The 25,724-nt window shown below is 71.4% G+C and carries 28 protein-coding genes; 21 read left to right on the forward strand and 7 right to left on the reverse strand.

The features are described 5' to 3' along the window. Positions 1–62: 62 nt before the first annotated feature. The 3 genes from OHA05_RS23020 to OHA05_RS23030 all read right to left on the reverse strand — a co-directional run bounded on the left by OHA05_RS23020 (position 63) and on the right by OHA05_RS23030 (position 2,018). A complete protein-coding gene (locus tag OHA05_RS23020) occupies positions 63–296 on the reverse strand; it encodes a chaplin (RefSeq protein ID WP_384443863.1) in 234 nt (77 codons plus the stop codon). A gap of 236 nt (positions 297–532) precedes the next feature. Beyond that, complete coding sequence (locus OHA05_RS23025; protein WP_313944424.1) at positions 533–937, reverse strand: rodlin; 405 nt, start codon at positions 935–937, stop codon at positions 533–535. A gap of 676 nt (positions 938–1,613) precedes the next feature. After that, the gene (locus OHA05_RS23030) at positions 1,614–2,018 is read right to left on the reverse strand and encodes a rodlin (protein WP_313944423.1); all 405 of its coding nucleotides are present in this window, start codon (positions 2,016–2,018) and stop codon (positions 1,614–1,616) included. Between the two features lie 260 nt (positions 2,019–2,278). Here OHA05_RS23030 and OHA05_RS23035 point away from each other — a divergent pair, with 260 nt between their 5' ends. Beyond that, the gene (locus OHA05_RS23035) at positions 2,279–2,518 is read left to right on the forward strand and encodes a chaplin (protein WP_313944422.1); all 240 of its coding nucleotides are present in this window, start codon (positions 2,279–2,281) and stop codon (positions 2,516–2,518) included. A 208-nt stretch (positions 2,519–2,726) separates the two neighbouring features. Here the strand turns inward: OHA05_RS23035 and OHA05_RS23040 are convergent, their stop codons facing one another. Beyond that, positions 2,727–3,020 (reverse strand): hypothetical protein, encoded by a 294-nt coding sequence (locus OHA05_RS23040; RefSeq protein WP_313944421.1) that lies wholly within the window; start codon positions 3,018–3,020, stop codon positions 2,727–2,729. A gap of 21 nt (positions 3,021–3,041) precedes the next feature. Between OHA05_RS23040 and OHA05_RS23045 the strand changes: the two genes are divergently transcribed. The 10 genes from OHA05_RS23045 (at position 3,042) to OHA05_RS23090 (ending at position 13,808) form a co-directional block, all read left to right on the forward strand. Beyond that, entirely contained in the window at positions 3,042–3,245 is a 204-nt protein-coding gene (locus OHA05_RS23045) for a hypothetical protein (RefSeq protein WP_328861592.1), read from the forward strand. A 20-nt stretch (positions 3,246–3,265) separates the two neighbouring features. Continuing rightward, positions 3,266–4,354, forward strand: coding sequence for a DUF3344 domain-containing protein (locus OHA05_RS23050; RefSeq protein WP_328861593.1), 1,089 nt, complete (start codon positions 3,266–3,268; stop codon positions 4,352–4,354). Between the two features lie 63 nt (positions 4,355–4,417). Continuing rightward, on the forward strand, positions 4,418–5,620 hold the full coding sequence (locus tag OHA05_RS23055; protein ID WP_328861594.1) for a glycosyltransferase family 4 protein: 1,203 nt from the start codon (positions 4,418–4,420) through the stop codon (positions 5,618–5,620). Beyond that, complete coding sequence (locus OHA05_RS23060; protein WP_328861595.1) at positions 5,617–7,095, forward strand: sugar transferase; 1,479 nt, start codon at positions 5,617–5,619, stop codon at positions 7,093–7,095. The genes OHA05_RS23055 and OHA05_RS23060 overlap by 4 nt, the downstream gene beginning before the upstream one ends. Positions 7,096–7,097: 2 nt before the next feature. Continuing rightward, on the forward strand, positions 7,098–8,483 hold the full coding sequence (locus tag OHA05_RS23065; RefSeq protein WP_328861596.1) for an O-antigen ligase family protein: 1,386 nt from the start codon (positions 7,098–7,100) through the stop codon (positions 8,481–8,483). After that, positions 8,480–10,105 (forward strand): murein biosynthesis integral membrane protein MurJ, encoded by a 1,626-nt coding sequence (murJ, locus tag OHA05_RS23070; RefSeq protein WP_328861597.1) that lies wholly within the window; start codon positions 8,480–8,482, stop codon positions 10,103–10,105. Before OHA05_RS23065 ends, murJ begins: the two co-directional genes overlap by 4 nt. Next, positions 10,095–10,841 (forward strand): polysaccharide deacetylase family protein, encoded by a 747-nt coding sequence (locus OHA05_RS23075; RefSeq protein ID WP_328861598.1) that lies wholly within the window; start codon positions 10,095–10,097, stop codon positions 10,839–10,841. Before murJ ends, OHA05_RS23075 begins: the two co-directional genes overlap by 11 nt. Before the next feature lie 5 nt (positions 10,842–10,846). Further along, entirely contained in the window at positions 10,847–12,001 is a 1,155-nt protein-coding gene (locus OHA05_RS23080) for a glycosyltransferase (RefSeq protein WP_328863443.1), read from the forward strand. Further along, a complete protein-coding gene (locus tag OHA05_RS23085) occupies positions 11,998–12,660 on the forward strand; it encodes a lipopolysaccharide biosynthesis protein (RefSeq protein ID WP_328861599.1) in 663 nt (220 codons plus the stop codon). Before OHA05_RS23080 ends, OHA05_RS23085 begins: the two co-directional genes overlap by 4 nt. Beyond that, positions 12,660–13,808 (forward strand): GNAT family N-acetyltransferase, encoded by a 1,149-nt coding sequence (locus tag OHA05_RS23090; RefSeq protein WP_313944412.1) that lies wholly within the window; start codon positions 12,660–12,662, stop codon positions 13,806–13,808. The genes OHA05_RS23085 and OHA05_RS23090 overlap by 1 nt, the downstream gene beginning before the upstream one ends. Positions 13,809–13,818: 10 nt before the next feature. On the opposite strand, the gene OHA05_RS23095 is transcribed toward OHA05_RS23090, so the two are convergent. Next, complete coding sequence (locus OHA05_RS23095) at positions 13,819–15,312, reverse strand: glycoside hydrolase family 26 protein (RefSeq protein ID WP_328861600.1); 1,494 nt, start codon at positions 15,310–15,312, stop codon at positions 13,819–13,821. Positions 15,313–15,485: 173 nt separating this feature from the next. Here OHA05_RS23095 and OHA05_RS23100 point away from each other — a divergent pair, with 173 nt between their 5' ends. From OHA05_RS23100 to OHA05_RS23115, 4 genes are all read left to right on the forward strand, one after another. Then, a complete protein-coding gene (locus OHA05_RS23100) occupies positions 15,486–16,805 on the forward strand; it encodes a carboxylate--amine ligase (RefSeq protein ID WP_328863444.1) in 1,320 nt (439 codons plus the stop codon). Between the two features lie 88 nt (positions 16,806–16,893). Beyond that, complete coding sequence (locus OHA05_RS23105; protein WP_328861601.1) at positions 16,894–18,207, forward strand: FAD-dependent oxidoreductase; 1,314 nt, start codon at positions 16,894–16,896, stop codon at positions 18,205–18,207. Positions 18,208–18,654: 447 nt separating this feature from the next. Next, positions 18,655–19,251 carry a DUF4352 domain-containing protein gene (locus OHA05_RS23110; protein WP_313944409.1) on the forward strand — a complete coding sequence of 199 codons (597 nt, stop codon included), beginning with the start codon at positions 18,655–18,657 and terminating at the stop codon, positions 19,249–19,251. 45 nt (positions 19,252–19,296) lie between these two features. Next, entirely contained in the window at positions 19,297–19,800 is a 504-nt protein-coding gene (locus tag OHA05_RS23115) for a DUF5949 family protein (protein ID WP_328861602.1), read from the forward strand. Between the two features lie 5 nt (positions 19,801–19,805). Here OHA05_RS23115 and OHA05_RS23120 read toward each other — a convergent pair whose 3' ends face one another. Further along, the gene (locus tag OHA05_RS23120; protein WP_328861603.1) at positions 19,806–21,053 is read right to left on the reverse strand and encodes a cytochrome P450; all 1,248 of its coding nucleotides are present in this window, start codon (positions 21,051–21,053) and stop codon (positions 19,806–19,808) included. A gap of 219 nt (positions 21,054–21,272) precedes the next feature. On the opposite strand from OHA05_RS23120, the gene OHA05_RS23125 reads away from it, so the two are divergent. From OHA05_RS23125 to OHA05_RS23135, 3 genes are all read left to right on the forward strand, one after another. After that, positions 21,273–21,776, forward strand: coding sequence for a hypothetical protein (locus OHA05_RS23125; RefSeq protein ID WP_328861604.1), 504 nt, complete (start codon positions 21,273–21,275; stop codon positions 21,774–21,776). A 139-nt stretch (positions 21,777–21,915) separates the two neighbouring features. Further along, complete coding sequence (locus OHA05_RS23130; protein ID WP_328861605.1) at positions 21,916–22,365, forward strand: tyrosinase family oxidase copper chaperone; 450 nt, start codon at positions 21,916–21,918, stop codon at positions 22,363–22,365. Positions 22,366–22,383: 18 nt separating this feature from the next. Continuing rightward, on the forward strand, positions 22,384–23,244 hold the full coding sequence (locus OHA05_RS23135; RefSeq protein WP_313944404.1) for a tyrosinase family protein: 861 nt from the start codon (positions 22,384–22,386) through the stop codon (positions 23,242–23,244). A 114-nt stretch (positions 23,245–23,358) separates the two neighbouring features. Here the strand turns inward: OHA05_RS23135 and OHA05_RS23140 are convergent, their stop codons facing one another. Further along, the gene (locus OHA05_RS23140) at positions 23,359–23,631 is read right to left on the reverse strand and encodes a chaplin (protein ID WP_313944403.1); all 273 of its coding nucleotides are present in this window, start codon (positions 23,629–23,631) and stop codon (positions 23,359–23,361) included. A 214-nt stretch (positions 23,632–23,845) separates the two neighbouring features. On the opposite strand from OHA05_RS23140, the gene OHA05_RS23145 reads away from it, so the two are divergent. From OHA05_RS23145 to OHA05_RS23155, 3 genes are all read left to right on the forward strand, one after another. After that, positions 23,846–24,721: a S1 family peptidase gene (locus tag OHA05_RS23145; RefSeq protein ID WP_328861606.1), complete on the forward strand. Its 876-nt coding sequence runs from the start codon at positions 23,846–23,848 to the stop codon at positions 24,719–24,721. A 91-nt stretch (positions 24,722–24,812) separates the two neighbouring features. Further along, positions 24,813–25,019, forward strand: coding sequence for a hypothetical protein (locus tag OHA05_RS23150; RefSeq protein WP_328861607.1), 207 nt, complete (start codon positions 24,813–24,815; stop codon positions 25,017–25,019). A 47-nt stretch (positions 25,020–25,066) separates the two neighbouring features. Further along, complete coding sequence (locus tag OHA05_RS23155) at positions 25,067–25,696, forward strand: alpha-ketoglutarate-dependent dioxygenase AlkB (protein WP_313944400.1); 630 nt, start codon at positions 25,067–25,069, stop codon at positions 25,694–25,696. Positions 25,697–25,724: the final 28 nt, after the last annotated feature.

The raw sequence follows: 25,724 nt of genomic DNA on the forward strand, positions 1-25,724 counted from the left end.
GGCTCCACGACAACGGCCCCGAGGGCACTTTCGTGCTCCTCGGGGCCGCTTTGTGCTGAATGTCAGTCGTTGGCGCAGGCGTTGCCGAAGGCCGGGTTCAGCAGCGCGATCACGTTCACCGTGTTGCCGCAGACGTTCACGGGCACGTGGACGGGAACCTGGACCAGGTTGCCGGACAGCACGCCGGGCGAACCGGCAGCGGCGCCCTCGGCACCCGAGTCGGCCATGGCGGGGGCAGCGGAACCCAGGGCCATGACGACGCCCGCGAAGACGACTGCAGCCTTCTTGCTCTTCATTTCTTTGATCCTTTCAGCAGTGGTGTCGTACGCAGGTGCGACCGTCGCGCTGCGCTGCCAGTTTCCTGTTCATGAACACCCCTGCAAAATGAGTAACGATTGAATTCCCGCAAGGAAACTTCCTGAGGGTCATGAGTTTGGAAATCATCTTCCCCGTGGCACCGGAAGAATTGACACCTCTCATGAATGCGCCCCCGAGCGCACAACGCTCAGGGGCGCACAGCCGACTGATGGAATCAGTCGTTGGCAGCGCCGTTGCCCGAGAGGACCGGGATCTGGCTGAGGATGTGCGACAGCGGGTCGTCACCCTTGACCTGGGTCGAGTTCTCGGTGCACTGCTGGTTCTGCTGGGTCGTCAGGATGTCCTGGACCGTGATCGGGATGAGGCCCGCGACGGAACCGATGTCACCCTTGATCGGCAGGCCGACACAGGGCTTGTTCAGCGAGCCCTGGATGAGGCCGATCTGCGGGCTCATGTCGCCGTCCGTGGCGAAGTTGCCGTAGGCCTGCGAGGCGCCGTTGCCGCTCAGCGCGGTGGTCTCGTTGCCGTCACCGACGGCCAGGGCCTGCGGGGCCATCGCAGCGCCGACGCCCACCATCGAAGCGGTGACCGCTGCGGTAGCCAGAATCTTCTTGATCACTTTTTGTCCCTTTTCGCTTTGAACGTTCGATCGTGGAGCAGGCTGATCAACTGCATTCGACGGGTTTGGTTCCGCGCCTTCACCCGAATGCCACAATCTGTTGGCGCCCGGCACGGTGCATCGGCGGAAGGCCGACACGCGGCCCTCCGCCGATGGGGCGGATCGCCATACCGGGTGCGTCATGCGAAAACACGCACGACCGCCCCACGGCGCAGTGCGCCGCCGGCTGGGGGCTTTCACCCGGAAGCAGATCCCATACGCGGCCTGCACGGCCATTCAAGCACCGGTGCGCGGCCGCACCGTTCCGATGTCACCCGTTTGCCGAATGAAATCCGGACTCCCGGGGTTTTTCGTGCCGGATGCGCAATGTCGCGGTCCGCACGGCAATCGAGTCGGTGAAATCAAATGACAATCGTGGCGACGGAATCCGCGTCCGTCGAAGAGCCCGGACGGCACCGGGAGGCGCGAAACCGGGGGCCGCGAAGGAGTCAGCGGCGGCCGGGCGTTCGCCCGGCTTCCGGTGATCACGGGTGCGGCGGGGTTGCCGGTTTCGTGGGTCACCACGATCCTCTGGACCGGCTGGGCGTGACCTCCGCGGGTGACCTCCCTCGTACGACAGCACCGGGCCCCCCGTGCCGATGGCGACGGGGGGCCCGGTGCTTGCCGGCAGGTGGGACTACTCGTTGCCCACGCCGTTGCCCGAGAGCACCGGGATCTGGCTGAGAAGGTGCGACAGGGTGTCGTCGCCCTTGACCTGCGTGGAGTTCTCGGCGCACTGCTGGTTCTGCTGGGTCGTCAGCAGGTCCTGGACGGTGATCGGCACGGCGCCGATGACGGAACCGACGTCGAGCTTCGCCGGCAGGCCGACGCAGGGCTTGTTGAGCGAGCCCTGGACGAGGCCGAGCTGGGTGCTCTGCTCACCGTCGGTGGCGAAGTTGCCGTAAGCCTGCGAGGCGCCGTTGCCGCTCAGCGCCGTCGTGTCATTGCCGTTGCCGACGGCCATAGCCTGCGGGGCCATCGACGCCCCCGCGGCCGCCACGGAAAGGGTGATCGCGGCAGTTGCCATAACCTTCTTGAGCATGTTCCGTCCTTCTGTCGCCTGGTTGCCCACTGCTGGAGCGCCCTGACAACCAGTGGCCCCGGGGAATGGTTCCGGCGGTTCACTCAAATGGTCTTGTCCGGCCCGCGCGGCAATACGGATCACGGAAGGCCCGGCGCCTATGCGCATTGGGCCGAATGGGGGGCAGCGGCGAGGCGTGCGTGTCATCTCTGTTCCTCATCCGTTTTGATCCGTGTGAGCCCGGACCCCGGGCAAACCGTCGAACAGAAGGTGCTGTTTCCATGAAGACTGCCAAGAAGGCCGCCCTGGTCCTCGCCACCGCTGGTCTCGCCGCCGGTTCCGCCGCCGGTTCCGCGTTCGCCGACTCCGGCGCCGAGGGTGGAGCCGCCCACTCGCCGGGTGTCCTGTCCGGCAACGTGGCCCAGGTCCCGGTCCACATCCCGGTGAACGTCTGCGGCAACAGCGTCAACGTGATCGGCGCCCTGAACCCGGCGTTCGGCAACGTCTGCGCGAACGACTGATCTCCGCTTGTGCGTTCCCAGGGTGGCGCCCCGGTCCTGACCGGGGCGCCACCCTTGTGTCCGGCCACCCGGCAACTGTGTCCGGCCACCCGGCAACGACACGGCACGGCACGAGGGACACGAAACAAGGCGAGGGCGCGACAAAGGCGGGGTGCGGCCGTGTGGCTGCGCACCCCGCCCGGCTCGACGCCGTGCCGTGACGGCAGGCTCAGCCGCCGAGCTCGACCCCGCCCAGCATGGGGGTCAGTGAAGCCGCGGACTTGAGCACCTGCTGCGGGGCCTGGCCCTTGACGTTGTTGAGGTCGGTCACGGTCCGGGCGACGTCCGTCACGGCGGAGGTGTCCGCCTGGCCGAGATCCTGCGTCGAGGAGAGCGCCTTGGTCAGGCCGCCGTTGAGGCTCATCGGGGGCATGGCCGTCATGTCGGCGGCGAGTGCGGGGGAGGCCGACCCGATCGCGGCGACGGAGCCGACAACGAGCGCGGCAATCCTCGAGTGCTTCATCTTTTTCGCATCCCTTTCTCCGTGGCGTTCATCGCCATCGTCGGGTTGGCTAACGAGCCCTCGACGCCGGAGAAACCCTTGCTCGAATTCTCGTATCAACTGTTCATTGCGGTCGAACGTCTGCCCTTGTCCGGCCTTCTCGGGCGGTCTGTTTCCGGGGCGAGCGAGCCATACGTGATTTTCCGCCCGATCTCTGACAAAGTGCCTTCTGATTTGTCGCGTTGATCAAACATGGGGAGCCGTACATGTCGAAGTCGACGGGCTTCGCAGCGCGAGGCGCCCTGGGCGCCATGCTCTGCCTGGCGTTCTCGGCCGCTCCCCTTCCGGCCGGCGCCGCCCCGGGCGAGGAGTCGCCACGCCTTCCGTTCACCCAGCGGTATCAGGCCGTGCAGCACGGCGGTGTCGTCCGCACCGCCAATTCCGCGATCACCTGCCGCAGCCCGACGTCCCCTTCGGCGGGCTCGTGTTCGGCGGTCCGCGCGGGTGGCAAGGGAGCCAATGACGACTGGGACATGTTCTACGTCGACGAGGACGACGACCCCAACACCTACAACTCCAGCCGGGCCGTGCTGGATCTGCCCGCGAACTCCCGTGTGACGTACGCCCGTCTGTACTGGGGCGGAAACCTGCGGGTGGGCGAGCAGAAGCCGCCCAAGGACAACGGCCGGATCCTGATCGCCGAACCCGGCGGCCGGTACAAGGCGGTCCTCGCCGACACCCGCGTCGCCCACCGTGACACGGCCGGCAGCGACGTCTACCAGGCTTCCGCCGACGTCACCCCGCTGGTACGCCAGAGCGGCTCCGGCCTCTACACCGTGGCCCAGATCAATGTGGCCATGGGGCACTCCAAGGCCGGCGCCTGGGGCGGCTGGACGCTGGTCGTCGCGTACGAGAACAGTTCGGAGCCCCTGCGGCAGATCTCGCTCTGGGACGGTTTCGAGACGCTGGATGCCCGGCGCGCGACCCATGAGGTCCAGGTCGGAGGTCTGCGTATCCCCGCGCGCGGAAGCGGCCGCGCCGGGATCGTTTCGTACGACGGAGACCGCGGCCGGAAAGGCGACCGGGTGGACGTCCGTACGTCGGGCGGAAAAGCGTTCGGGCTTTCCGATTCCGCGAATCCGGCGACCGATGTCATGAACTCCACGATCGCCGATCCGGCCGGTGCGATCAGCCGTCAGCCGCGCCATGTGAACACGCTGGGATACGACTCCGACGTGTTCGACATCAGGCCCGCACTGGTGTCCGGTGGGACGAGTTTGATTTTCCGGTTCAACGCCGAAAACCTCGGATACTTCCTCGGCGTTCTCTTCGTGCAGGCAGACACCCGCCGCTGACATTCCGATGCGGCGCTGCTCGTTTGAGCCAGATCCACAGTCCACGTCCGAAGAGAGCCGCACGTGCCGCACAGCAGTCGGGCTGAGCCGAGCCAACTGACGATTTTTCACCTGGTCCAGCCGGTGGACGGGGGAGTCGCACGGGTCGTCACCGACCTTGTCCGGGCTCAGGTTGCCGAAGGGCTGCGGCCGGTCGTGGCCTGCCCCTCCGGCGGCGGACTCGCCGAGAGTGCCGCGGCGGCCGGCGCGCGGGTGCGGACCTGGTCCGCGGCCCGCGCCCCCGGTCCCGGACTGCCCAAGGAGGTTCTGACCGCGGCCCGGCTGATCCGCGGCACAGATCCGCAGCTGATCCATGCGCACAGTGCCAAGGCGGGACTCGTCGCCCGGCTCGCCGTGCGCGGCCGGGTGCCGACCGTCTTCCAGCCGCACGCCTGGTCCTTCGACGCGGTGGAGGGGAGCGTGGCCGGGATGGCGCTGAAGTGGGAGCGCTACGGCACCCGTTGGAGCACCAGGACGCTCTGCGTCAGCGAGAGCGAACGGCAGGCGGGGGAGCGGGCCGGGATCGCCGCCCGCTGGGCCGTCATCCCCAACGGCATCGACCTCGGTCACTTCGGCTCGCCGGGCGAGGCGCACGACGAAGACGAGGAGACCGGCCGCAAGCGGGCACGGCTCGCCCTGCCCGGGGCGGGCGACCTGCCCGCCGATGCGCCGCTGGTCCTGTGCGTCGGACGGCTGTGCCGGCAGAAGGGCCAGGACGTGCTGCTGCGCGCCTGGCCCCGGGTGCGTGAACTGGCCCCCGGCGCACGACTGGTGCTGGCCGGGGACGGTCCCGACCGGGAGCAGCTCACCGGAGCCGCCCCGGGCAGTGTCCTGTTCGCCGGCGCGGTCCAGGACATCAGGCCGTGGCTGCGCGCCGCGGATCTCGTCGTCCTGCCCTCCCGCTGGGAAGGCATGGCACTCGCCCCGCTCGAAGCCATGGCCTGCGGACGGCCGGTCGTGCTGAGCGACGTCAGCGGGGCGCGGGAAAGTCTGCCGCCCGGCCACGAGGCCCACTGCCTCGTACCGCCGGACGATCCGCCGGCCCTCGCGGCCGCCCTCGGCAGGCTGCTCCAGGACGCGCAACTGCGCCGCACGCTGGGCCGCGAGGCGAAGGCCCATACGCGGGCGACCTGCGACGTACGGAAGACCGCCGCCGCCGTGTCCGGCCTCTACCAGGACCTCCTGAGCTCGCCCCGCCCCTCGACGAGGAAGCGCAACACACGATGACGACGGAGAGTGCCCCCGCGCCCCGAGCCGCCCATGCCAGGGCCGTCCAGCGCCCGGCCGCCACGATCCATCCGCCCCGCAGGGCCTCCGGCGGCGAGGCCGCGGCGCTCGGCCCCCGGAGCATCGACGGCCGCGGTCCGGTCCTGGCGCTGCTCGCCGCCGACGTGCTTGCCGTGGCGCTCGCCGCCGGTCTGCTGCTCCCCCGACTGCCCTGGCCGCTGGTCGTCCTCGGGCTCCTCGCGGTCCTCCAGCCGGCGGCCCAGGCCTGCCGCGGGCTCTACCGGCCGAGCCTGTCGCCCTCGGCGCTCACCGAACTGCCCACGGTCGGCGCCCTGGCGCTGGTGCAGTGGATCGCCGTCGCCGAGGCGCTCTCGGCGTACAGCGGTTCTTACGCGACCGGCTGGACCACGCTGGCCGCTGCCGTCGTCGCGCAGACGGCGCTCTGCTGCGGTGCCCGCTCGCTCGTCTACCGCTTCCGGCGCTGGACGGCCGTGCGCCGGCCGCAGTCGGCACTGGTCATCGGCGGCGGGCCGCTCGTCCAGCAGGTCGTCCACGCGCTGTACGAGCACGCCGAGTACGGGATGCGGCCGGTCGGTCAGGTGGCCCCGCGAAGGACACCGGCGCAGGGCGGGTCCGGGCCCCTGCCCGTGCTGGTCAGCCGGCAGGACGTCACCCGCGCGGTCATCCAGAACTCGGTGCGGCACGCCGTGTTCACCACGGAGCCGAACTGTGACGCCGAAACCGGCGCACTCGTCCCGCTGTTGACCGAACACGGCTGCCGCCTCTGGCTGGTGGACGGCGGGGCGGCCGCCGGGAGCCCCGCGTACCGGGCGTCCGGGCAGGACCATCTGTGGGGGTTCTCGGCGCAGCCCCTCGACGCCGGGCTGCACCGGCCCGTCGCCCGTGCGGTCAAGCGCGTCGTCGACATCGTCCTGGCCGCGGCCGCGCTGCTCGCGGCGGCTCCCGTGATGGCGGTGTGCGCGCTCGCCGTACGGTTCGCGGACGGGCCCGGGGTGATCTTCCGGCAGGAGCGCATCGGGCTGGACGGACGGCCGTTCGTACTGCTGAAGTTCCGCACGATCCGTCCGACCGACGAGCACGAGTCCGCGACCCGCTGGAGCGTCGCCCGCGACCGGCGCATGAGCCTTACCGGCACCGTGCTGCGCAAGTCGTCGCTCGACGAACTGCCGCAGCTGTGGAACGTGCTGCGCGGGGACATGAGCCTGGTCGGCCCGCGGCCCGAACGGCCGTACTTCGTCGCCACGTTCAGCCGGCTCCACCCCGGCTACCAGGCGCGCCACCGGATGCCCGTCGGCATCACCGGGCTCGCCCAGATCAACGGACTGCGCGGTGACACCTCCATCGAGGAGCGCGCCCGCTTCGACAACCACTACATCGACACCTGGACGCCCTGGCAGGACGTGTGCATCCTCGCGCGCACCGCCGTCTCGCTGTTCCGGCTCGGAGGCAGCTGAGCATGAGCGTCATGTGGGCCGCCGAGCCCGCCGTCCTGCCCGCCGGGCCCCCGGCGGGACCCACGCCGACGGCCGACCGTGTCCGCCGCGCCGCCGCCCACTGGTGGCCGCTGCTGCCGCTGATCATGACCGTCCTGCTGCTCGCCGCCCCGCTGGCCCCGCAGAGCCAGGCGGGCTCCGGCGCCCTCGCACCCGCCGACCTGGCCTCCGGTGTGCTGGTGCTGTTCGCGCTGGTGCGCGTGGCCTGGATGCGGGCCCGACCGCTGACCCCGGTGGCCGCGATCGTTCTCGGCATCCCCGCAGTGGGGTTCGCCGTGGCCACCGTCACCGCCGCCGACCCGCAGGCCGGCCTGCCGGGCCTCGTCCGCTACCTCCAGGTATTCGTGCTGGTGCCCGCCGCCGTCGTGCTGCTGCTGCGCGACGCCCGCGACTTCCGCGTCGTCATCGGCTGCCTCACCGCGCTCGCCCTCGTGCAGGGCGCGATCGGCATCCACCAGTACGCCACCGGGACCGGCGCCTCGTACATGGGCGAGGACATCCGGGCCGTCGGCACCTTCGGACCGACCGACGTCATGGGTATGGCCACGGTCGTCGCGTACGGACTGCTGGCCGCCGCCGCCCTCGCGCTGCGCCCGCCCGCCGGGACGCCCCGCAAGGTCCGTCTTCTCGCCCCGGCCGCGGCCGGGGTGCTGATCGTGCCGCTGGCGCTGTCGTTCAGCCGGGGCTCCTGGATCGCGACCGCCGTCGCCGCCCTCGCCATGATCCTGCTGACGGGGCTGCGCCAGGCCGTACGGGCACTCGCCGTGCTCACCGCTCTCGGCGTCGTGCTGGTGGGTGGTTTCGGCGTCGGATCCGAGATGATCTCGCAGCGGCTCAGCAGCATCACCCAGGTGACCGCGGCACCCGACCGCTCCGTCACCGACCGGTACACCATGTGGGAGGCCGCGACGAGCATGTGGCGGGAGCAGCCCGCCGCGGGGGTCGGGCTCAAGGGCTTCCCCGCCCACCGTGACGGTCACGCCTCCATCGGCCTCTCCTCGGGCAGCGACACCGCGGGCGCCGGTCACGCCTTCCAGAAGCAGCCCCTGCTGTCGCCGCACAACATGTATCTGCTGGTCCTCAGCGAACAGGGCCTCATCGGCCTCACCGCCTTCGCCGGCAGCTGGGCGGCGGTCCTCGTCGGCGGAGTGCGCCGGCTGGTCCACGCCCGCCGGGTGCGCACCGCGGCGGCGGACTGCGGGCTGGCCGCCGTCGGACTGATGCTCTGGCAGACCGTCGACTTCCTGTACGCGGACATCGGAGGCCCCTCGACCGTCCTCACCGGCGTCGTGTTCGGCCTCGCCGCCTGGTGGGCGCTGGCCGCCCGCGACGAGAAGACCGCCGCGTGAACGACACCAGCACCGGACCGGCCGTACGGCCCGCGCCGACCGGTACCGAGCCGCCGCGGCTCGGCACCTTTCTCGCCAGGGCCGCCGCCGTCACCGCCGGTCTGACCGCGGCCGGGGCGCTCCTCGGTCTCGTACGCGACCAGGCCATCGCCCAGATCTTCGGCGCGAGCACCGACAGCGACGCGTTCCTGATCGCCTGGACCGTGCCGGAGATGGCGTCCACGCTCCTCATCGAGGACGCCATGGCGCTGCTGATGGTGCCCGCCTTCAGCCACGCCCTGGCCCGGCGCGCCGCCGACCGCGCGCGCGACCCGGTGCGTGAACTGGTCTCGGCCACCCTGCCCCGGCTGTTCGCGCTGCTCGCGTGCGCGGCCGCCCTGCTGATCGTGTGCGCGCCGCTCGTCGTGGGAGTGCTCGCCCCCGGCTTCGACAAGCCCCAACTGGCCGTCGACTGCACCCGGCTGACCGCGCTGACCGTCCTCACCTTCGGGATCGCCGGGTACTTCAGTGCGGCGCTGAGGGCACACGGCACCTTCGTGCCGCCCGCCGGTGTCTATCTCGCCTACAACGTCGGCATCATCGCCACCACACTGGCGCTGCACTCCCTGTGGGGCGTACGCGCCGCGGCGGCCGGGGTCGCGGTCGGCGGGCTGCTCATGGTGCTCGTGCAACTCCCGTCGTTCGTCCGGCGGGTGACCCGGACCCGGACCCGGACCCGGCCGCGGCGCGCCAGGCGCATCCCCCGGCAGCGCAGCGCCCCGCCGCTCATCGGGTTCGCCGTCCTCGCGCCGGTCGTCCTCTTCGCCGTCAGCCGGCAGTCGCAGGTCCTCGTCGAGCGGTTCCTCGCCTCGTCCCTGCCCGGCGGCGCGATCTCCCATCTCAACTACGCGCAGAAAGTCGCCCAGTTGCCGATGGTGCTGTCGCTGATGATCTGCACGGTCACCTTCCCGGTGGTCGCGAAGGCGATGGCGGACGGCGACCGGGAGCGGGCCCGCCGCCGGGTGGAGCACGATCTGGCGCTCGCCGGCATGGTCGTGCTGCTCGGCACCGCGCTCGTCCTCGGCTATGCGCCCCAGCTCATCGAAGTCCTGTTCCAGCGCGGTGCGTTCGACGCGCAGGACACCGAGACCACGGCCACCGTCATGCGCGTCTACGCCACCGGGCTCCTCGGCCACTGCCTGGTCGGCGCGCTCGGCCGGCCGTTCTTCTCCGCCGGGCGTCCCACCTGGTACCCGGCCGCCGCGATGGCCGGTGGTCTGCTGGTCACGATCGTCGCGGGCGCGGCGGCAGTCGGCCGCTTCGGTGTGTACGGCATCGCGGCGGCCAACGCCGCCGGCATCACCACCACCGCCGTGCTGCTGCTGTGCGGTCTCGGCTCCCGGGTGATCGCCATCGAGGTCCGCTCGATCGGCATCTCCCTCGGCCGCCTCGCCGTCGCCGCCGCCGTGGCCGCCGTCGTCGGCGGGCTGACGGCTCCGCTGGTGACCGGCCCCCTGCTCAGCACGGTCACCGGCTGCCTGCTGGTGCCCGCAGTCTTCCTCGTCACGGGGGTCGCCGTCAGAGCCCCGGAAGTCCTCCATCTGCTGACCCTGACCCGGCAAAGGATCCGTCATGTCCGCTGACACGGCGCAGACGCACCCCGTCGCACCGACCCGCACCGGCCGTTCCGCCTGGCCCTGGATCCTGATGTACCACTCGGTGGCCGATCCGACGGAGGATCCGTACGGCATCACCGTCGCCCGTGACCGGCTCGACCTCCAGCTCGGGTGGCTGCGCCGCCGCGGGCTGACCGGTGTCGGTGTCGGCACCCTGATGCGGGCCCGCGCCCGTGGCGAGGACCGCGGCCTCGTCGGCCTCACCTTCGACGACGGGTACGCCGACTTCGTCGACGCGGCCCTGCCGGTGCTGGAGCGCCACGACTGCGCGGCCACCCTGTTCGTCCTGCCCGGGCGGCTCGGCGGCAGCAACGAATGGGACCCGGAGGGCCCCCGCAAACCGCTGCTGACGGAGGAGCAGATCCACGCCGCCGCCGCGGCCGGGACGGAGATCGCCTCCCACGGTCTCTACCACGTCGACCTGACGACGCTCGACGACGAGGTCCTGCGTCAGGAGACCCTGCGCAGCCGCGAATGGATCCACCAGCTCACCGGCACGTTCCCGGAAGGCTTCTGCTATCCGTACGGCACGGTCGACGAACGGGCGATCGAAGCGGTGCGGGAAGCGGGCTACACCTACGGCTGCGCGATCCGGCCCGGTGCCCTGGCCGGACGGCACGCCCTGCCCCGTACGCACATCAGCCAGGCCGACCAGGGGCTGCGCCTGACGGTGAAGCGGCTGCGGCACCGGCTCGGGACGTGACCGCGGTGAAGGCGCTGCACATCATCACCGGCCTCGGCGCCGGCGGTGCCGAGCAGCAGCTGCGGGTGCTGCTGCGCCATCTTCCGGTGGACTGCGACGTGGTGACGCTGACGAACCCCGGTGCGGTCGCCGACGGGCTGCGGGCGGACGGCGTCGACGTGGTGCACCTCGGGATGCGAGGCAACCGGGACCTCCAGGCGCTGCCCCGGCTGACCCGGCTGATCCGGCGGGGCGCGTACGACCTCGTCCACACGCATCTGTACCGCGCCTGCGTCTACGGCCGGATCGCGGCGCGGCTCGCGGGCGTCCGTGCCACCGTCGCCACGGAGCACTCGCTCGGGCAGGCCGAGATCGAGGGCCGGCCGCTCACCCGCCCGACCCGTGCCCTGTACCTCGGCACCGAGCGGCTGGGCTCGGCGACCGTCGCCGTCTCCGACACGGTGGCGGCCCGGCTGTCCGACTGGGGCGTGCCCGCCGAACGGATCCATGTCGTCCCCAACGGCATCGACGCCGCCCGTTTCCGCTTCAGCGCCACCGAACGGCTCGCCACCCGGGCCCGCCTCGGCATTCCGCCGGACGCCTTCGTGGTGGGCGGGGTGGGCCGCCTCGTACCCGGCAAGCGCTTCGACGTCCTGGTACGCGCGGTGGCGGCGCTGCCCGGCGCCCGGCTCCTGGTGGCGGGCGACGGCCCCGAACTGACCACGCTGAACACTCTGGCGGCCCGGCTCGACGCCGCCGACCGCATCCGCTTCCTCGGCGAGTGCGACGCCCACGCCGGTGTGGGCGCCCCCGCCGTTCCGGCGCTGCTGAGCGCCATGGACGTGTTCGTCTCGGCCTCCCGCGAGGAGGCCTTCGGACTCGCCGTGGTCGAGGCGCTGGCCGCCGGTCTGCCCGTACTGCACAGCACCTGCCCGGCCGTCGAGGACCTGCCGTCCCGTCAGGCGCCCGGCGCCCGCCGCATCGACGGCACCACGCAGGAGCTGACGGCCCTCCTGCGGGAGCGGATGACGGCGGGAGCGCAGCGGTTCGATCCGCCGCCCGCCGTCGCCCACTACGACATCGCACGCAGCAGTGAACGCCTCATGGACGTCTACGCGCACGCGCTCACCGCGAGCCCTTCCCGTATGCCCACCCCCTCGACCGAGAGAACACGCCGATGACCGAGTCGCCCCAGCAGGAACCCGCCACCCGACGAGGGCACGGCCGGCTGCGCGCCAGGAACTCGCTGCCCCTGTGGTGGCCGCTGCCCGCGTGCGTACTCGCCGGTGCGCTCTGCGGCACCGTGTACGGAGTGGCGGTGACACCGCAGTACGCGGCCACCAGCTACGTCATCGCCGTCTCCGACAAGGACGCGCAGCCCGGTGCCGCGCTCGGATTCGCGCAGGCGTACGGCCGGATCGCCACCAGCGACTCCACCCTCGCGGGCGCGCGCGTCGCCGCCGGGGTCTCCGCGAAGACCCTGCGCAGCCACGTGCGCACCGAGACCTCGCCCGACTCACCGATGATCGCGATCACCGGTACGTCGGAGCGGCCCGCCGAGGCGGCCGACTTCGCCAACGCGGTGGCCGACGCCGTCTTCGTCAGCAGCAACCAGGTGGCCAAGAACACCGGGGTGCGGCTGATGAGTTTCTCCCCGGCCATCCCGCCCGCCGAGCCCGTCTCCCCGTCGGCGCCCCTCGCCGCTGCCGTGGGCGGCTGCACCGGAGGGCTCCTGGGCGGGCTGTTCCTGCTCGTGCGCCCCCGGCGTGGCCGGCGGCCCTCGGCCATGACCGTTCCGGCTCCGGCCGGTTCCGTCGCGGCCGAGAGGGAGCTGGTCTGATGGACGGAGAACGGGAGGGCCTGGCCGTCACGCTGGTCCGGGACCAGCGGGACTTCGCACGGCTGCGGCCGGAGTGGGACAAGCTGCAACGCCGCTGCTCCACCGCCACACCGTTCCAGAGCCACGCCTGGCTGGAGTCCTGGTGGCTCTCCTACGGCATGGACGGGCGGCTGCGGATCGTGCTCGTACGCCTGGACGGGCGGTTGATCGCGGCCGCCCCCCTGATGCTCGTCCACCGTCCGATGCCGCTGCTCGTCTCCCTGGGCGGCCAGATCTCCGACTACGGCGACATCCTCGTCGACGACGAGCACGCGGACTGTGCGATCGAGGCCCTGGAGAGGGGACTCCAGCACGCGGCCCGCCACGCTGTCATCGATCTGCGCGAGGTACGGCCCGGGGCAGCGGCGGAGCGGCTGTACGAGAGCTGGACCGGGCCCCGGCGGCAACTCGCCGACTCCGTCTGTCTGGAGCTTCCCGCTCAGCCGATGGACGAACTGGTCAAGCGCATGCCGGCCAGCCGGGCCCAGCGCGTACGCGCGAAGCTGCGCAAGATCGACGCACTGAGGATCGAGGGCTACACCGTCACCGAGCACGAGGTGCCCGCCGCCATGGAGCACCTGCTGCGGCTGCACGAACTCCAGTGGCGGGGCCGCGGGGTGACGGTCGAGCATCTGCGTCCCAGGTTCGCGGAGCATCTGGTGCGGGCGACCCGCCGGCTGGTCCGCGACGGGAACGCGGCGCTCACCGAGTACCGGCTGGACGGCGAGGTCGTGGCGGCCAACGTGGCCCTGATGTCCGACGGCCTCACCGGCGGCTATCTCTACGGCGCCCACCCGGAGCTGCGCGAGAAGAAGGTCGACGTCGCGACGATGCTGCTGCGGCACGACGTCAACCTGGCGGCGGCGACCGGCCGCAGGGTGGTGAGCCTGCTGCGGGGCAAGGAGTCGTACAAGAACCACTGGCGTCCCGAGGCGGTCACCAACCAGCGGCTGATGATGGCGCCGTCCCGGCTCGGGCCGGCGCTCTCCCTGCACGCCGGGCGGGCCCAGTGGCGCGACCACGCCGCGGGGACCGTGAAGGCACGGTTCCCCGCCGCGCAGCAGTGGCGCGCCCGCCTGAACGACCTGCGGGCGGCCGGGCCCCGCTAGACCGTGCCCGCTAGAACCAGCTGCCGGGCAGCGGCACACGGATGCAGATCTGCCGGTCGTACACGCCCGCGCCCTGTCCGAGCCAGGCACCGAGCCTCACGGGGAAGCACCACTCGATGGAGTTCGTCTCCTTCGGCGGGGTGGTGGCTGTCGGCTTCGGCGCCGGCTTGACCGGTGTGGAGGAGGACGGGGTCGGCTGCGCGGCCGGCGTGGTCGGAGCGGCCGGGACGGGTGTCGTCTCGACCGGCTTCGGCGTCACCGGAGCGGTCGGTGTCGGTGTGGGTGTGGGAGTCGGTGTGGGAGTGGGCGTGGGCGGCACGGGCGTGGGGACCGGCACCGGTGCCGACTCGTCGGGCTTCGGCGTCGGCTTGGGGACGGGCACCGGCACGACGGGCGGACTGGGCACGACCGGAGGAGTCGGGACGACCGGGGGAGTGGGCACGACCGGAGGAGTGGGGACAACGGGCGGAGTGGGCACGACGGGCGGCGTCGGAGGGACCGGCTTCGCGAACAGCATCGACCGAAAGACCATCGACGACTTGGGGTTGTCATCACACTGCCAGACACCGTGCGGACAGTAGTCTGTGATGGTCTGGTAGAGCGGTTTGTGCCGCTCGATCCATTCCAGCATTCCCCGCATGTACTCCGGGTTGTCGCCGTTCCGGAAGAGTCCCCATTCCGGGTACGAGATCGCCTTGTTGTGAGCCGCAGCGAATTCGACCTGCTTCTGCAGTCCGTACGGAGCCGTCGCCTGTTCCTGGAACGTCCGTCCGGGAGCCTGGTCGTACGAATCCATACCGATGATGTCCACGACGTCGTCGCCCGGATAGCACTCGGTCCAGGGAATCGCGTCCGTCCCCCGGTTCGGGGCGAAGTCGAAGCGGAACTTCTGCCCCGGCACCGAACGCATGGCCGTGACGATGCGATTCCAGTACGTCTTCCAGGACGCCGGATCCGGGCCGCAGCGGTGCGTGTACGTGATGCCGTTCATCTCCCAGCCGAGCACGATCACCGTGTCCGGCGCCCCCAGGTCGACCAGACGGCCTGCCAGAGTCCGGAAGTGGTGATCGAACTGACCCTCGGCACCCGCCCTCAGCAGTCGGCGGACCTCGTGGTCGGGGACGCGCGCCTCGTTCCGTTCCAGCATGGGCACGTTGAGGACGAACAGCCGGTCCTCCGCGCCGCGCCGCCACCGGGCCCACTCGTCCAGGAACTGCGAGCCGCCCTCGATGTTGGTCCACAGGTCGCCCGGCAGATAAGTGTGACCGACCTTCAGCTCCGCGCCGCCGAGCCATCGCGAGAGTTCCGCCATGCGCCGGAGGCCGTCGGGGCCGTAGTGGAGATAGGCGCCCATGGCCACCGACGAGGCACTGACCGGGGCCGGCGTCGGGTCGTCGGCCGGGGCCGCGCCCGCCGGCAGTTCTCCGTACACGCCCACGGAGATCAGGAGACTGGCGGCAACCGTCCCGATGCAGGTGCCGGTGAGCCGGCGCCGTTGGGTCATGGCTCCTCCTTGCGAGCTGGCGGCCTGTCAGACCTGTCCGTGCCGACGCATTCACGACGTACACGACCGTAGGCAGAAAGTCTTACTAATGGGCTGTCTGAAAGCTCGTCAGTAGGCCATTTGCGATACGGGGCGCGTTATTCAGGACCATCCAGGTGAAAGTTGTGACGTTGATGCCACCGTTCGACGCCGGAGTTCCCGCTCTGGTGCTGCGACTCGACCGAAATCCCTTTCACCACGGCACACTCGGAGCGGTCAGATCACTGGGTCGCGCGGGTGTCGAAGTGCATGCCGTGGTGGAGGCGGCCCACAGTCCGGTCGCCCGCTCCCGCTTTCTGCACCGGGCGCATCCGGGGCTCCGGGGAGCCGTCACTCCCGAGGCCTTCGTGGAGATGCTGCTGCGCGTCTCGGACCGGATCGGCCGGCGGGCCGTCCTGGTCGCCATGGACGACGTGAGCGCGATCCTCGCCGCCGCGCACGGGCCGCGGCTCGCCGAGCGCTACCTCTTTCCCGAGCAGCCGACCGGGCTGCCGGGGCGGCTCGCGGACAAGGCCGAGCTGGCGGGCCTGTGCGCCGCCGCGGGGATCGCCCATCCCGACACCGTCGTCCCCGACAGCCCCGGCGAGGCGGCCGGTGCCGCGGACCGGCTGGGGCTGCCGCTGGTGGCGAAGTGGAGCCGGCCCTGGCTGCTGACACCCGCCACCGGGCTGCGCAGCACGACACTCGTGCGTTCCGCGGGCGAGGCACGTGAACTCTTCGCCCGCAGCGCGCACGCCGGGAGCCGGCTGCTCCTCCAGCGCTTCCTGCCCGACGCGCCGGCGTCCGACTGGTTCTTCCACGGCTACTTCGGCCGAGACTTCACCTGTCTGCACGGGGGCAGCGGACGCAAGCAGCTGTCCTGGCCGGTCGGCACCGGCCTCACCGCGATGGGCCGGTGGCAGCCCAACCCCGAGGTGGAGGAGGCCGCTCGGCGGCTGGTCTCCCATGTCGGCTACCACGGCATCCTCGACCTCGACTTCCGGCGCGAGGAGTCCACCGGCAGCTATCAGCTGCTCGACGTCAATCCGAGGCCCGGTGCCCAGTTCCGGCTCTTCACGGACACGGGCGGACTGGACGTCGTGCGGTCCCTGTACCTCGACCTCACGGGCGGTCCCGTGCCGGGCCCGTCCGGCCGGCCGGGCCGCGTGTTCGTCGCGGAGAACTACGCCCTGCTCTCCGCCGCCGTGTCCGTACGCCGGGGGAGGCCCGCCGCGGGCCCGCGGCCGAAAAGCCCGGCGCAGGGCGTGGAGACCGCCTGGTTCGCGCGGGACGACCCGCGGCCCTTCTTCTCCATGACCCGGGCCTGGTTCGGCCGCGGGCTGGGCAAGGGGGCCGGACGGCTGCGGGCCCTGCTGGGACCGCACCCCGCCGCCGCCTCCCACGGACCGCCCCGGCCGCGGGCGTCGGCCACCGACGGCTCCGCCGACCGGTCCGACGCCGCATCCCTGACCTGAGCCGTCGCGCGCCGCGCGCGGCCCCAACGTCACGGCCCCGAGGCCCTGACCCACCCGAGCCCCGATGGCAGAGAGCGAGAAGCGAACCATGTACGACGTGGCAGTGATCGGCGCGGGCCCGTACGGCCTGTCGGTGGCGGCCCATGCCGCCGCGGCCGGGATGAGTACGAAGGTCTTCGGCCGGACCATGGCCTCCTGGCGCGACCACATGCCGGAGGGCATGTACCTGAAGTCAGAGCCGTGGTCGTCCAACCTCTCGGATCCGGGCGGCGACCGTACGCTCGAGCGCTTCGGTGCGGAACAGGGCTTCGCCACCCGGCACGGAGAGCCGCTTCCCATCGGGGCGTTCACCGACTACGGGCTCTGGTTCGCCGAGCACGCGGTCCCGGGCGTCGACGAGCGGACCGTCACGTCGGTGGCGCCGGCCGGGGACGGATTCCACCTCGCGACGGCCGACGGAGAGCGGGTGCACGCCCGTACCGTCGTCCTGGCCGTCGGGGTCATGCCCTTCGTCAACATCCCCGGGGCGCTGGCCGCTCTGCCGCCGCAGTACGTCTCGCACAGCAGCGGTCATCGGGACCTGGACCGCTTCCGCGGCCGGGACGTCGTGGTCGTCGGGGCGGGCCAGGCGGCGCTGGAGACGGCGACCCTGCTCGCCGAGCGCGGTGCTCGGCCGCGCCTGGTGGCCCGCGCGCACCGGATCAACTGGAACACCGTGCCCGAGCCGCTGGAGCGCGGCCCGCTGCGGTCGCTCCGCAGCCCGCACAGCGGCCTCGGAACCGGCTGGACGAGCTGGGTCTGGTCACAGACGCCGTGGGCCGTACGGAAGTTGCCCGCATCCACGCGCGAGCGCATCGCGAGCACCGCGCTCGGCCCGGCCGGTGCCTGGTGGCTGCGGGAGCGCTACGAACAGCAGGTGCCAGCCCTGCTGGGACACCACCTGCACGGCGCCGGGGTCCAGGACGGCCGGGTACGGCTGGTCCTCGGCGCACCCGGCGGGGGTACGAGTGCCCTGGACGCCGACCATGTCGTCGCGGCGACCGGCTTCACCCCCGACCTCGACCGGCTGGGACTGCTCGACGCCTCCCTGCGGCGGGCGGTCGCCACCGTCGGCAGCAGCCGGGCACCGGAGTTGCGTGCGGGGTTCGAGTCCTCGTGCCCGGGCCTGTTCTTCGCCGGGCTGCTGGCGGCGCCGTCCTTCGGTCCGTCGATGCGCTTCGTCCACGGCGCGACCTTCACCGCGCACCGGCTCGTCGCCGGGGTGCGCCGACGGCTGCGCGACAGGACTCCGGCCCATGTGCCACAGCCTGCCGCGCCGGTCGCCGCGGGGTCGGTGCCGGCGGTCAGGCCGGGTGGCGGTCGTCGTGGAGCCAGCCCCTGCGGGGCGGCGGAGGACCGTTGAAGGGGTCGGGGGGATTGGCGGCTGGTGTCGGGAAGTGGGAGAGGCGGTTCCACTCCAGGTCGGGCCTGCCGGGAAGGGCACGGCCTGCGGCTGCCCACTCCTTCGACAGCTGGTCGTAGATGGGGTTGCTGCCGGTGGGCGGGCCCGCCGGGCGGGGACTCGGATCCGGCGTGGAGAGCGTCTGGACGCGCTGCCATCGGGCAGGCGCAGTTGTCCTTGCCATAAGTCGGCAAACGCCTGCCCGCAGCCGAAGTCACTGCCGGGGGGTGAACACGGGGTACGGCAGGAACGGTTTTTCGAGCCCGGGTGGTGCGCCGGGCATGTGCGCCCCCCTCGCGCGCCCTCGAACCACCGTGGGAGACACGGACGGCGACACGCCTCCGGATGGCGGCTTTCCGGCGGAAAGGCCGTGATGATGCGGAAAACGGCTCGCACCAAAGGGGTCCGATGCGTCAGGTAGTTTCCGCGCTGCTCCTCTCGGCGCTCGTGATGGGCGCCACCGCCTGTCAGAGCGCCTCCGACGGCGACCGGACACCGCCGTCGGGCGCCGCCCACAAGACGGCGCCGCCCGACGCCAAGGCGTCCGGGACAGGACGGACGGGCGCCCGCGGCCCGGCCGCCCGGGGTCCGGCCCTCATCGGTGACACGGTCGATCTCGGCGGCCGGGCGTTCGGCGAGCACCTGCGGGTGTCCGCCCTCGGATACGTCGACCCCGCCCGTAGCGTCCGCACCGCGCAGCGGCCCGCGGCCGGCAAGCGGTGGATCGGTGTCGACCTCTCCGCGGTCAATGTCGGCGGGACGTCCTACGACGCGCGCATCACGAAGGCATGGGTCACCGACGAAAAGGGCCGCCGCCATCCGGCGATCAAGACGGGCGAGATCACCACGGGATTCCCGGCGGCATGGAACACCCTTGCGGCCGGTGAACATGCCGAGGGCTGGCTGGTATTCGAAGTCCCGGAAAACGCCCGGATCACGCGGTTCCACAGCACCGTCGGGGATTCGCCCGTCACCTGGCAGCTTCAGCCTCCCCCATCCAGGTGAATGCGTGGAGGGACGGGGCCCGGCAGGGCACTAGGGTGCCGAGCCATGACCACTGCGAACACCGCGAAAAACCCTGCTCAGCGCCGCGAGTTGGGAACGCTCTCCGTTCTCGCCTGGACCGGCGACCCCGAAGCCGGCCACGACATGCCGTATCTGCTGGCCTATTCGCTGGGCGACGGTGCGGAGGGCCCCGAGGCCGGTGAAAAGGCCGCCCTGGAAATGATCGGCGAATTGGGGCTGAAGACCGGTGGCGGTATGACCGACGCGACCCAGGCCTCCGTCAACTCCCCGATCCGGCTGCTCGTCGAGGGCGGCCAGGCCGTCCTCACCCTGCCGGGGCTGAACGCCCAGTGCACCGTCCCGAAGGAGTGGCTCGCCGCCGCCGAGGGGCGGGGCCATGTCCACTTCATGATCGCGAGCCGGCCGTGGGCCGAGGCGGCCCCGGGCCGGCCCGTCACCGAGGAGATGATGCAGGCCTTCCTCGGCGACGAGCAGACGCTCCTGACCGCGGCCCATGTCCTGCTGCCGGTGGGCCAGTTGCGGGCCTGATCCGCTCAGCGCGGCTCGAAGGCGAACGGCAGGGCGCGGACCCGGTTGTCGAAGCTGGAATCGACCAGCTCGGCCGCGCCCACGGCCCGCAGGTCGCGAGGCCGGGTGAACAGCTCGTGGAAGAGCGCCTTCATCTCCTGCCGCGCCAGGTGGGCCCCCAGGCAGTAGTGCGGCCCGCCGCCGCCGTACCCCAGATGGGGGTTGGGGTCGCGGGTGATGTCGAAGACGTCGGGATTCTCGAAGACCGCCTCGTCGCGGTTGGCCGACGCGTAGAAGAGCACCACTTTCTCGCCGGGGTGGAAAGCACGGCCACCGAGCTCGCACGGGGCGGCGACGGTACGGCGGAATTGGATGATCGGCGTCGAATGGCGCACGATCTCGTCCACCGCGCCGTCGGCACGGCGGTCGAAATCGGCCATCAACAGGGCGCGCTGATCGGGATGTCCGGACAGCAGCGCCAGTCCGTGGGCGATGGCGTTGCGCGTGGTTTCCACCCCGGCGACGAGCAACAGGGAAAAGAAGGCGCCCAGTTGGCGTGAGGTGAGGGACTGGCCGTCGATATCGGCGGTCACCAGTGCCGAAATGAGGTCACCGGTCGGGCGGCTGCGCCGCTCCCGGGCCAGTTTCGCCATCACCAGCTGCATATGGGCCAGCGCACGCAGTCCGCGCCCGGGCATGCGCAGTCCGCGTTTCACCCCGACGTTCTCCGACGCCTGGTCGATCCGTTCGGCGATCTCCCTGCGGTACCGCTCGGGGATGCCCATCAGATTGCAGATGATCTCGAACGGCATACGGGAGGCGACGGACGCCACGAAGTCGCGCGGGCGTTCGGCGATCATCTCGTCCACGATGCGCCGGGCGACCTCGCGCACATCGTCCTCCGCGTCGGCGAGCAGCTTCGGGGTGAAGGCCCGCGAGACGATTCTGCGCATCCGGGCGTGCTCGGGACCGTCCATGTTGACCATCGAGTTGCCGAAGACCGCCTTGGCCCAGGCGGCAGGCTCCGGTGTGGTGACCCCGGGCGCACTGGCGAACTCCTTCGGCCGGCGGCTCGCCTCCATCACATCGGCGTGGCGGACCAGCGCGTGGAAGCCGGGCGCCGTGCCGAAGTGCGCGGGCGCGGGGAGTCCGCGCAGCAGCGCGAACGACTCCAGGCGGACGGAGCGCGGCAGCCGCCAGAACGACGGATCGGCGAGATCGACGTCCTCCACGCGCAGCGGGGGCGGTGCGGACGACTGCTTCGGGACCTTCATGACCACTACCTCCTGGGGCTCGGGCGGCCATGCTGGCCCACGCACGGGGGCCGGACGACCGCCTGGAACCCGAGAGTGGACGAATTCCCACGGACGCGTGACGCCGCGCGTCAAGGGACGCGTTGCTGCGGACAGGGGAACTTTGCACTGGTTCAGCCATCCGGCTCGTTGGAGCAGGGCGACACAGAGTCTGTTGAGCCAGAGGGGACGTACGTAGCAATGAAGTTGACCACCCGAGGGTCTCTTGCGGCAGTCATCGCGTGCATGGCGTCGGCGGTGGCGGCCGCGCCCGCCGTGGCCGGTACGTCGGTGCCGGTCACGCTGCCGCTGGAGAGCCTGGAGACGGTTGTCCCGCTGGAGGCCCCCGCGCTGAGCACCGGCGTCCCGGTGCTGGTGCCCGGTGCGCCCGAGGCACCGCGTCATGTCACGGGGCGGCTGCTGCCGGAAGGCACGGTGCCGCAGGTGCCGTTCTCCGGCGAGGTGCCGAAGACCCTGCTCGAACTGCCGGTGGAGAACGTGCTGGGCGAGGGCAACCTCGGAGTCGCGACCGCCGGTTCCGAGGCCTCCGACCTGGAGCTGAGCAGCCCGGGAGCGTCCGTCGGCGCGCCGCTGTCGGCGCCGCGCCCCGACCACTTCGGGCAGCCCGAGCCGGTGCTGCCCGAGCTCGCGGTGCTCACGCCCTCGGTGGTGGGTGACCCCGTCGCCCATCTGCTGCTGAGCTGACGCACCGTGCCCGGGTGGCCGGCGGCGCCCTGTACGGCAGTGAAGTGACAGTCGTACATCCGGCCACCCGGACGAGGAACCCTTTCGCGGCCGCCTCGTTGACAACACCGAAGCACGGCCACGTCGAAAGAGCGGACCCATGCGCATCCTCACCCGTCGCGTCGCACTGCGCGCGTTGTTCACGATCGGCGTGGTCGCGGGCACGGCCGGGGTACTCGCGCCGGTCGTCTCCCGCAGGCCCGGCACCGGCTCACCGGGCACCGACGCCGCCTCGGGCTCCGAGCTGGAGCGGTTCACGGAGATGTACCGGGGCCGCCGTATCGAGGGCGCCGCGACCTATATGGTCCCCGCCGGTTCCGGCGGTGAGGTCTCCGCGGCGGCCAAGGGACTGCCGAGTGTCGAAGTCCGCATCGACGGACGTCCGTTGCACGTCATGCGGCGCGCCGACGGCAGCTATCTGAGCCTCGTCAACCACTACGAGTCGTTCCCGACGCTGCGTGACGTGGCCCGCGCCGCGGTCGACGAACTGGGCGCCGAACAGCTGGCGCTGTCCCCGGCGCACTCCCCGCTTTCCTCGTCCAGCACCTGAACCGGGAGGGGCCCACCGGTGCACACCCGCAAGAACCAGCGGAACCTCAGCCGCAGCGAGAAGCGGCGGCTGGTCGACGCGCTGCTCGCGCTCAAGCGCTCGGGACGCTACGACGAGTTCGTCCGGATGCACGGCGAGTACTACGTCCCCGATGCCGAGAAGGGCCCGCGTGCGGCCCATATGACGCCGTCGTTCTTTCCCTGGCACCGCAGGTTCCTGCTGGAGTTCGAGCGCGCGCTCCAGAAGGTCGACCCCGGGGTGTCCGTTCCCTACTGGGACTGGACGACCGACAACACGCCCGCGGCCTCCCTGTGGGCCGAGGACTTCCTCGGCGGCAACGGCAGGACCGGTGACCGGCAGGTGATGACCGGCCCGTTCGCGTACTCGAACGGGAACTGGAGGATCAACGCCCGCGTCACCGAGGGGAAGTTCCTGACCCGGAACTTCGGCCGCCCCTCGGACCCCGTGTCGCTGCCCACCAAGAACGACGTCGCCAAGGCCCTGAGGGAACCCGCCTACGACGCGGCCCCCTGGGACTCCACCGCGAAGACCGGCTTCCGCAACGCCATCGAGGGCTGGAGCGCCGGCGGCCCCGCACGGTGGCGCAACCACAACCGGGTGCACCGCTGGGTCGGCGGTCTGATGCTGGGCGCGACCTCGCCCAACGACCCGGTGTTCTGGCTCCATCACGCGTTCATGGATCTGCTCTGGATCCGCTGGCAGCAGGCGCACCCGCGCTCCGGCTATCTGCCGCGCACCCGCCTCGCCGCGTCGGATCCGCAGGCCGGACGCGTGTTCGCCCTCGACGAGCCGATGCCGCCCTGGAACGTACGGCCGTCGGCACTGCTCGACCACAGCCGTCTCTACCGCTACGCATAGCGAACCGGCCGCCCCCTGTTCATGGCAGGAGGCGGCCGGCCCGGTGCCCGGTGAACGACCGAGGCCTCTCCCTTCCGACCGGAAGGGAGAGGCCTCGGTGCTGTGGGGTCGGGCTCAGCCGCCGTAGGCCTCGTCCGTGTCGTTCCCGCCGTTGTTCACGCACTGGTTGCCGAACGCCGGGTTCAGCAGCGCGATCACGTTGACGGTGTTGCCGCAGACGTTGACCGGGATGTTCACGGGCACCTGAACGACATTGCCCGAGGCGACACCGGGGGAGTGGGCGGCGGCGCCCTCCGCTCCGGCGTCGGCGGCGGCCAGTCCGGCACCGCCGGCCAGGATGGCGCCCGATCCGGCGACGACGGCCACAGCCTTCGCGATACGCGACATCAGTTCTCCTTGCAGATGAGAGCCAGGCCACATCGTGTGACCTTCACGTTCTTCAACGCGCCGACCCGGAGGCGGTAACGGTGGCGCACGAAGTTGTCGTCATATGCGGCTGACCGGAATCCGTCCCTTGTCGGCTAGTCGCGGGACCCCAACAATGCGCATGACAAACCGAAGGACCCCTTCGGTCACAGAAGTCGCAAGAGGGGACCCCCACATGAAGAAGCCTCTCGTCGGCGCTTTTCTCGCTCTGACACTCCTCGGGGCGGGCGCGGCACCCGCCGTCGCGGTCGCCGCACCGGACGCGGCGCCCGCCGCCACGAGCGCCGAACCCCGCGCCAAGGCCCCGGTCGACGTCAAAGCCGTCGATTTCGCCGGGACCGTGGCGCTCAGCAACTGCTCGGGATCGGTGGTGCGCATGCCGGCCTCCGAGCCCGACGACCCCGCCCTCGTGCTCTCCAACGGACACTGCATCGAGAGCGGCTTCCCGGCCGCGGGCGAGGTCATCGTCGACCAGCCGTCCAGCCGTAGTTTCAGCCTGCTCAACTCGGCGGGCAGCAGAGTCGCGACGCTCCGCGCGAGCAAGATCGCGTACGCGACGATGACGGACACCGACGTCTCGCTCTACCAGCTCACCCGCACCTACGCGCAGATCGAGAGCAGCTACGGAATCAAGGCGCTGGAGGTGAACGCGGCCCACCCGGTCAAGGGCACGGCCATCAAGGTCGTCTCCGGGTACTGGAAGCGCATCTACAGCTGCTCGATCGACGGCTTCGCCTACCGGCTGAAGGAGGGGGAGTGGACCTGGAAGGACTCGGTCCGCTACACCTCCAGCTGCAACACCATCGGTGGCACCTCGGGCTCACCGGTCGTCGACAACGCCACCGGCAAGGTCGTCGCCGTCAACAACACCGGTAACGAGTCCGGCGGACGGTGCACGGACAACAACCCCTGCGAGGTGGACGAGAGCGGCAACGTCACCGTGCGCCGGGGCATCAACTACGGCCAGCAGACGTACCAGATAGTCCCGTGCGTCGGCCTGGACAACAAGATCGACCTCGGCCGGCCGGGCTGCACGCTGCCCAAGCCGTAGTCCTGGCCCAGGGGCGCACGCTGCCCCGGTCGTAGGGGTGCACGACGGCCGGACCCGTGACCCGTCGCGCGGTCCGGCCGTTGCACCGGGCGTGATCAGCCACAAGTACGCCGCCGCTGCCGCGGCCGCCGCATGCGCCCTCGCCGTCACGTCCTTCGGGACCGCCCATGCCGCCGCTCCGGACCCGGGCGGCAGGGCCGGTGCCTCGAACGAGATCGACCGGAACCTCATCAAGCCCCCGCCGGGCGGTGTCCTCGCGCCCGTCACCGACGCCGCCGGCAAGATCCTCCCTCGCTGACGCTGCCTGTTCGATCGCTTGTTCGGTTTTATGGTTACCCTGGAACCATGGCCGCACATCTCCAGGGCTCGCTCTTCGACCAGACCGACGAGATCCGACTCGGTCCGCTGGACGGCGTCCGGCGGACCGTGCTCGGCGACGGCGCCTGGATCGACGTCCTGCCCGGCTGGCTCCACGGGGCGGACGCCCTCTTCGAGGAGCTCCGCTCCGGTGTTCCCTGGCGCGCCGAACGACGGCAGATGTACGAGCGCGAGGTGGCCGTGCCCCGGCTGCTGGCCCACTACCGGGAGAGCGACCCGCTGCCGCACTCCGTGCTGGACGAGGCCCGCGACGCGCTCGACGCGCACTACGCCGAGGAACTCGGTGAGCCCTTCACCACGGCGGGGCTGTGCTACTACCGCGACGGCCGGGACAGCGTCGCGTGGCACGGCGACACCGGAGGGCGGGCGTCCCGGCAGGACACCATGGTCGCCATCCTCTCGGTCGGCGCGCCCCGCGATCTGCTGCTGCGCCCCCGCCGGGGCGGCGGCCCGTCCGTGCGCCGGGCGCTCGGGCACGGCGACCTCATCGTGATGGGCGGGTCCTGCCAGCGGACCTGGGAGCACGCCGTGCCGAAGACGACCCGCGCCACGGGGCCGCGCATCAGCATCCAGTTCCGGCCGCAGGGCGTGCACTGAGCCGCCCGACGGGGACGGCGGGACGCCG

The sequence above is a fragment of the Streptomyces sp. NBC_00306 genome (assembly GCF_036169555.1).
GTDB lineage: Bacteria > Actinomycetota > Actinomycetes > Streptomycetales > Streptomycetaceae > Streptomyces > Streptomyces achmelvichensis.

What these genes read in the sequence shown, in the direction of transcription:
- OHA05_RS23020 (WP_384443863.1), bottom strand. Translation starts at nt 296, where the DNA reads ATGAAGAGCAAGAAGGCTGCAGTCGTCTTCGCGGGCGTCGTCATGGCC.
- OHA05_RS23030 (WP_313944423.1), bottom strand. Translation starts at nt 2,018, where the DNA reads ATGCTCAAGAAGGTTATGGCAACTGCCGCGATCACCCTTTCCGTGGCG.
- OHA05_RS23035 (WP_313944422.1), top strand. Translation starts at nt 2,279, where the DNA reads ATGAAGACTGCCAAGAAGGCCGCCCTGGTCCTCGCCACCGCTGGTCTC.
- OHA05_RS23040 (WP_313944421.1), bottom strand. Translation starts at nt 3,020, where the DNA reads ATGAAGCACTCGAGGATTGCCGCGCTCGTTGTCGGCTCCGTCGCCGCG.
- OHA05_RS23050 (WP_328861593.1), top strand. Translation starts at nt 3,266, where the DNA reads ATGTCGAAGTCGACGGGCTTCGCAGCGCGAGGCGCCCTGGGCGCCATG.
- OHA05_RS23060 (WP_328861595.1), top strand. Translation starts at nt 5,617, where the DNA reads ATGACGACGGAGAGTGCCCCCGCGCCCCGAGCCGCCCATGCCAGGGCC.
- OHA05_RS23065 (WP_328861596.1), top strand. Translation starts at nt 7,098, where the DNA reads ATGAGCGTCATGTGGGCCGCCGAGCCCGCCGTCCTGCCCGCCGGGCCC.
- OHA05_RS23075 (WP_328861598.1), top strand. Translation starts at nt 10,095, where the DNA reads ATGTCCGCTGACACGGCGCAGACGCACCCCGTCGCACCGACCCGCACC.
- OHA05_RS23085 (WP_328861599.1), top strand. Translation starts at nt 11,998, where the DNA reads ATGACCGAGTCGCCCCAGCAGGAACCCGCCACCCGACGAGGGCACGGC.
- OHA05_RS23090 (WP_313944412.1), top strand. Translation starts at nt 12,660, where the DNA reads ATGGACGGAGAACGGGAGGGCCTGGCCGTCACGCTGGTCCGGGACCAG.
- OHA05_RS23095 (WP_328861600.1), bottom strand. Translation starts at nt 15,312, where the DNA reads ATGACCCAACGGCGCCGGCTCACCGGCACCTGCATCGGGACGGTTGCC.
- OHA05_RS23100 (WP_328863444.1), top strand. Translation starts at nt 15,486, where the DNA reads ATGCCACCGTTCGACGCCGGAGTTCCCGCTCTGGTGCTGCGACTCGAC.
- OHA05_RS23105 (WP_328861601.1), top strand. Translation starts at nt 16,894, where the DNA reads ATGTACGACGTGGCAGTGATCGGCGCGGGCCCGTACGGCCTGTCGGTG.
- OHA05_RS23110 (WP_313944409.1), top strand. Translation starts at nt 18,655, where the DNA reads ATGCGTCAGGTAGTTTCCGCGCTGCTCCTCTCGGCGCTCGTGATGGGC.
- OHA05_RS23115 (WP_328861602.1), top strand. Translation starts at nt 19,297, where the DNA reads ATGACCACTGCGAACACCGCGAAAAACCCTGCTCAGCGCCGCGAGTTG.
- OHA05_RS23120 (WP_328861603.1), bottom strand. Translation starts at nt 21,053, where the DNA reads ATGAAGGTCCCGAAGCAGTCGTCCGCACCGCCCCCGCTGCGCGTGGAG.
- OHA05_RS23125 (WP_328861604.1), top strand. Translation starts at nt 21,273, where the DNA reads ATGAAGTTGACCACCCGAGGGTCTCTTGCGGCAGTCATCGCGTGCATG.
- OHA05_RS23130 (WP_328861605.1), top strand. Translation starts at nt 21,916, where the DNA reads ATGCGCATCCTCACCCGTCGCGTCGCACTGCGCGCGTTGTTCACGATC.
- OHA05_RS23140 (WP_313944403.1), bottom strand. Translation starts at nt 23,631, where the DNA reads ATGTCGCGTATCGCGAAGGCTGTGGCCGTCGTCGCCGGATCGGGCGCC.
- OHA05_RS23145 (WP_328861606.1), top strand. Translation starts at nt 23,846, where the DNA reads ATGAAGAAGCCTCTCGTCGGCGCTTTTCTCGCTCTGACACTCCTCGGG.
- OHA05_RS23155 (WP_313944400.1), top strand. Translation starts at nt 25,067, where the DNA reads ATGGCCGCACATCTCCAGGGCTCGCTCTTCGACCAGACCGACGAGATC.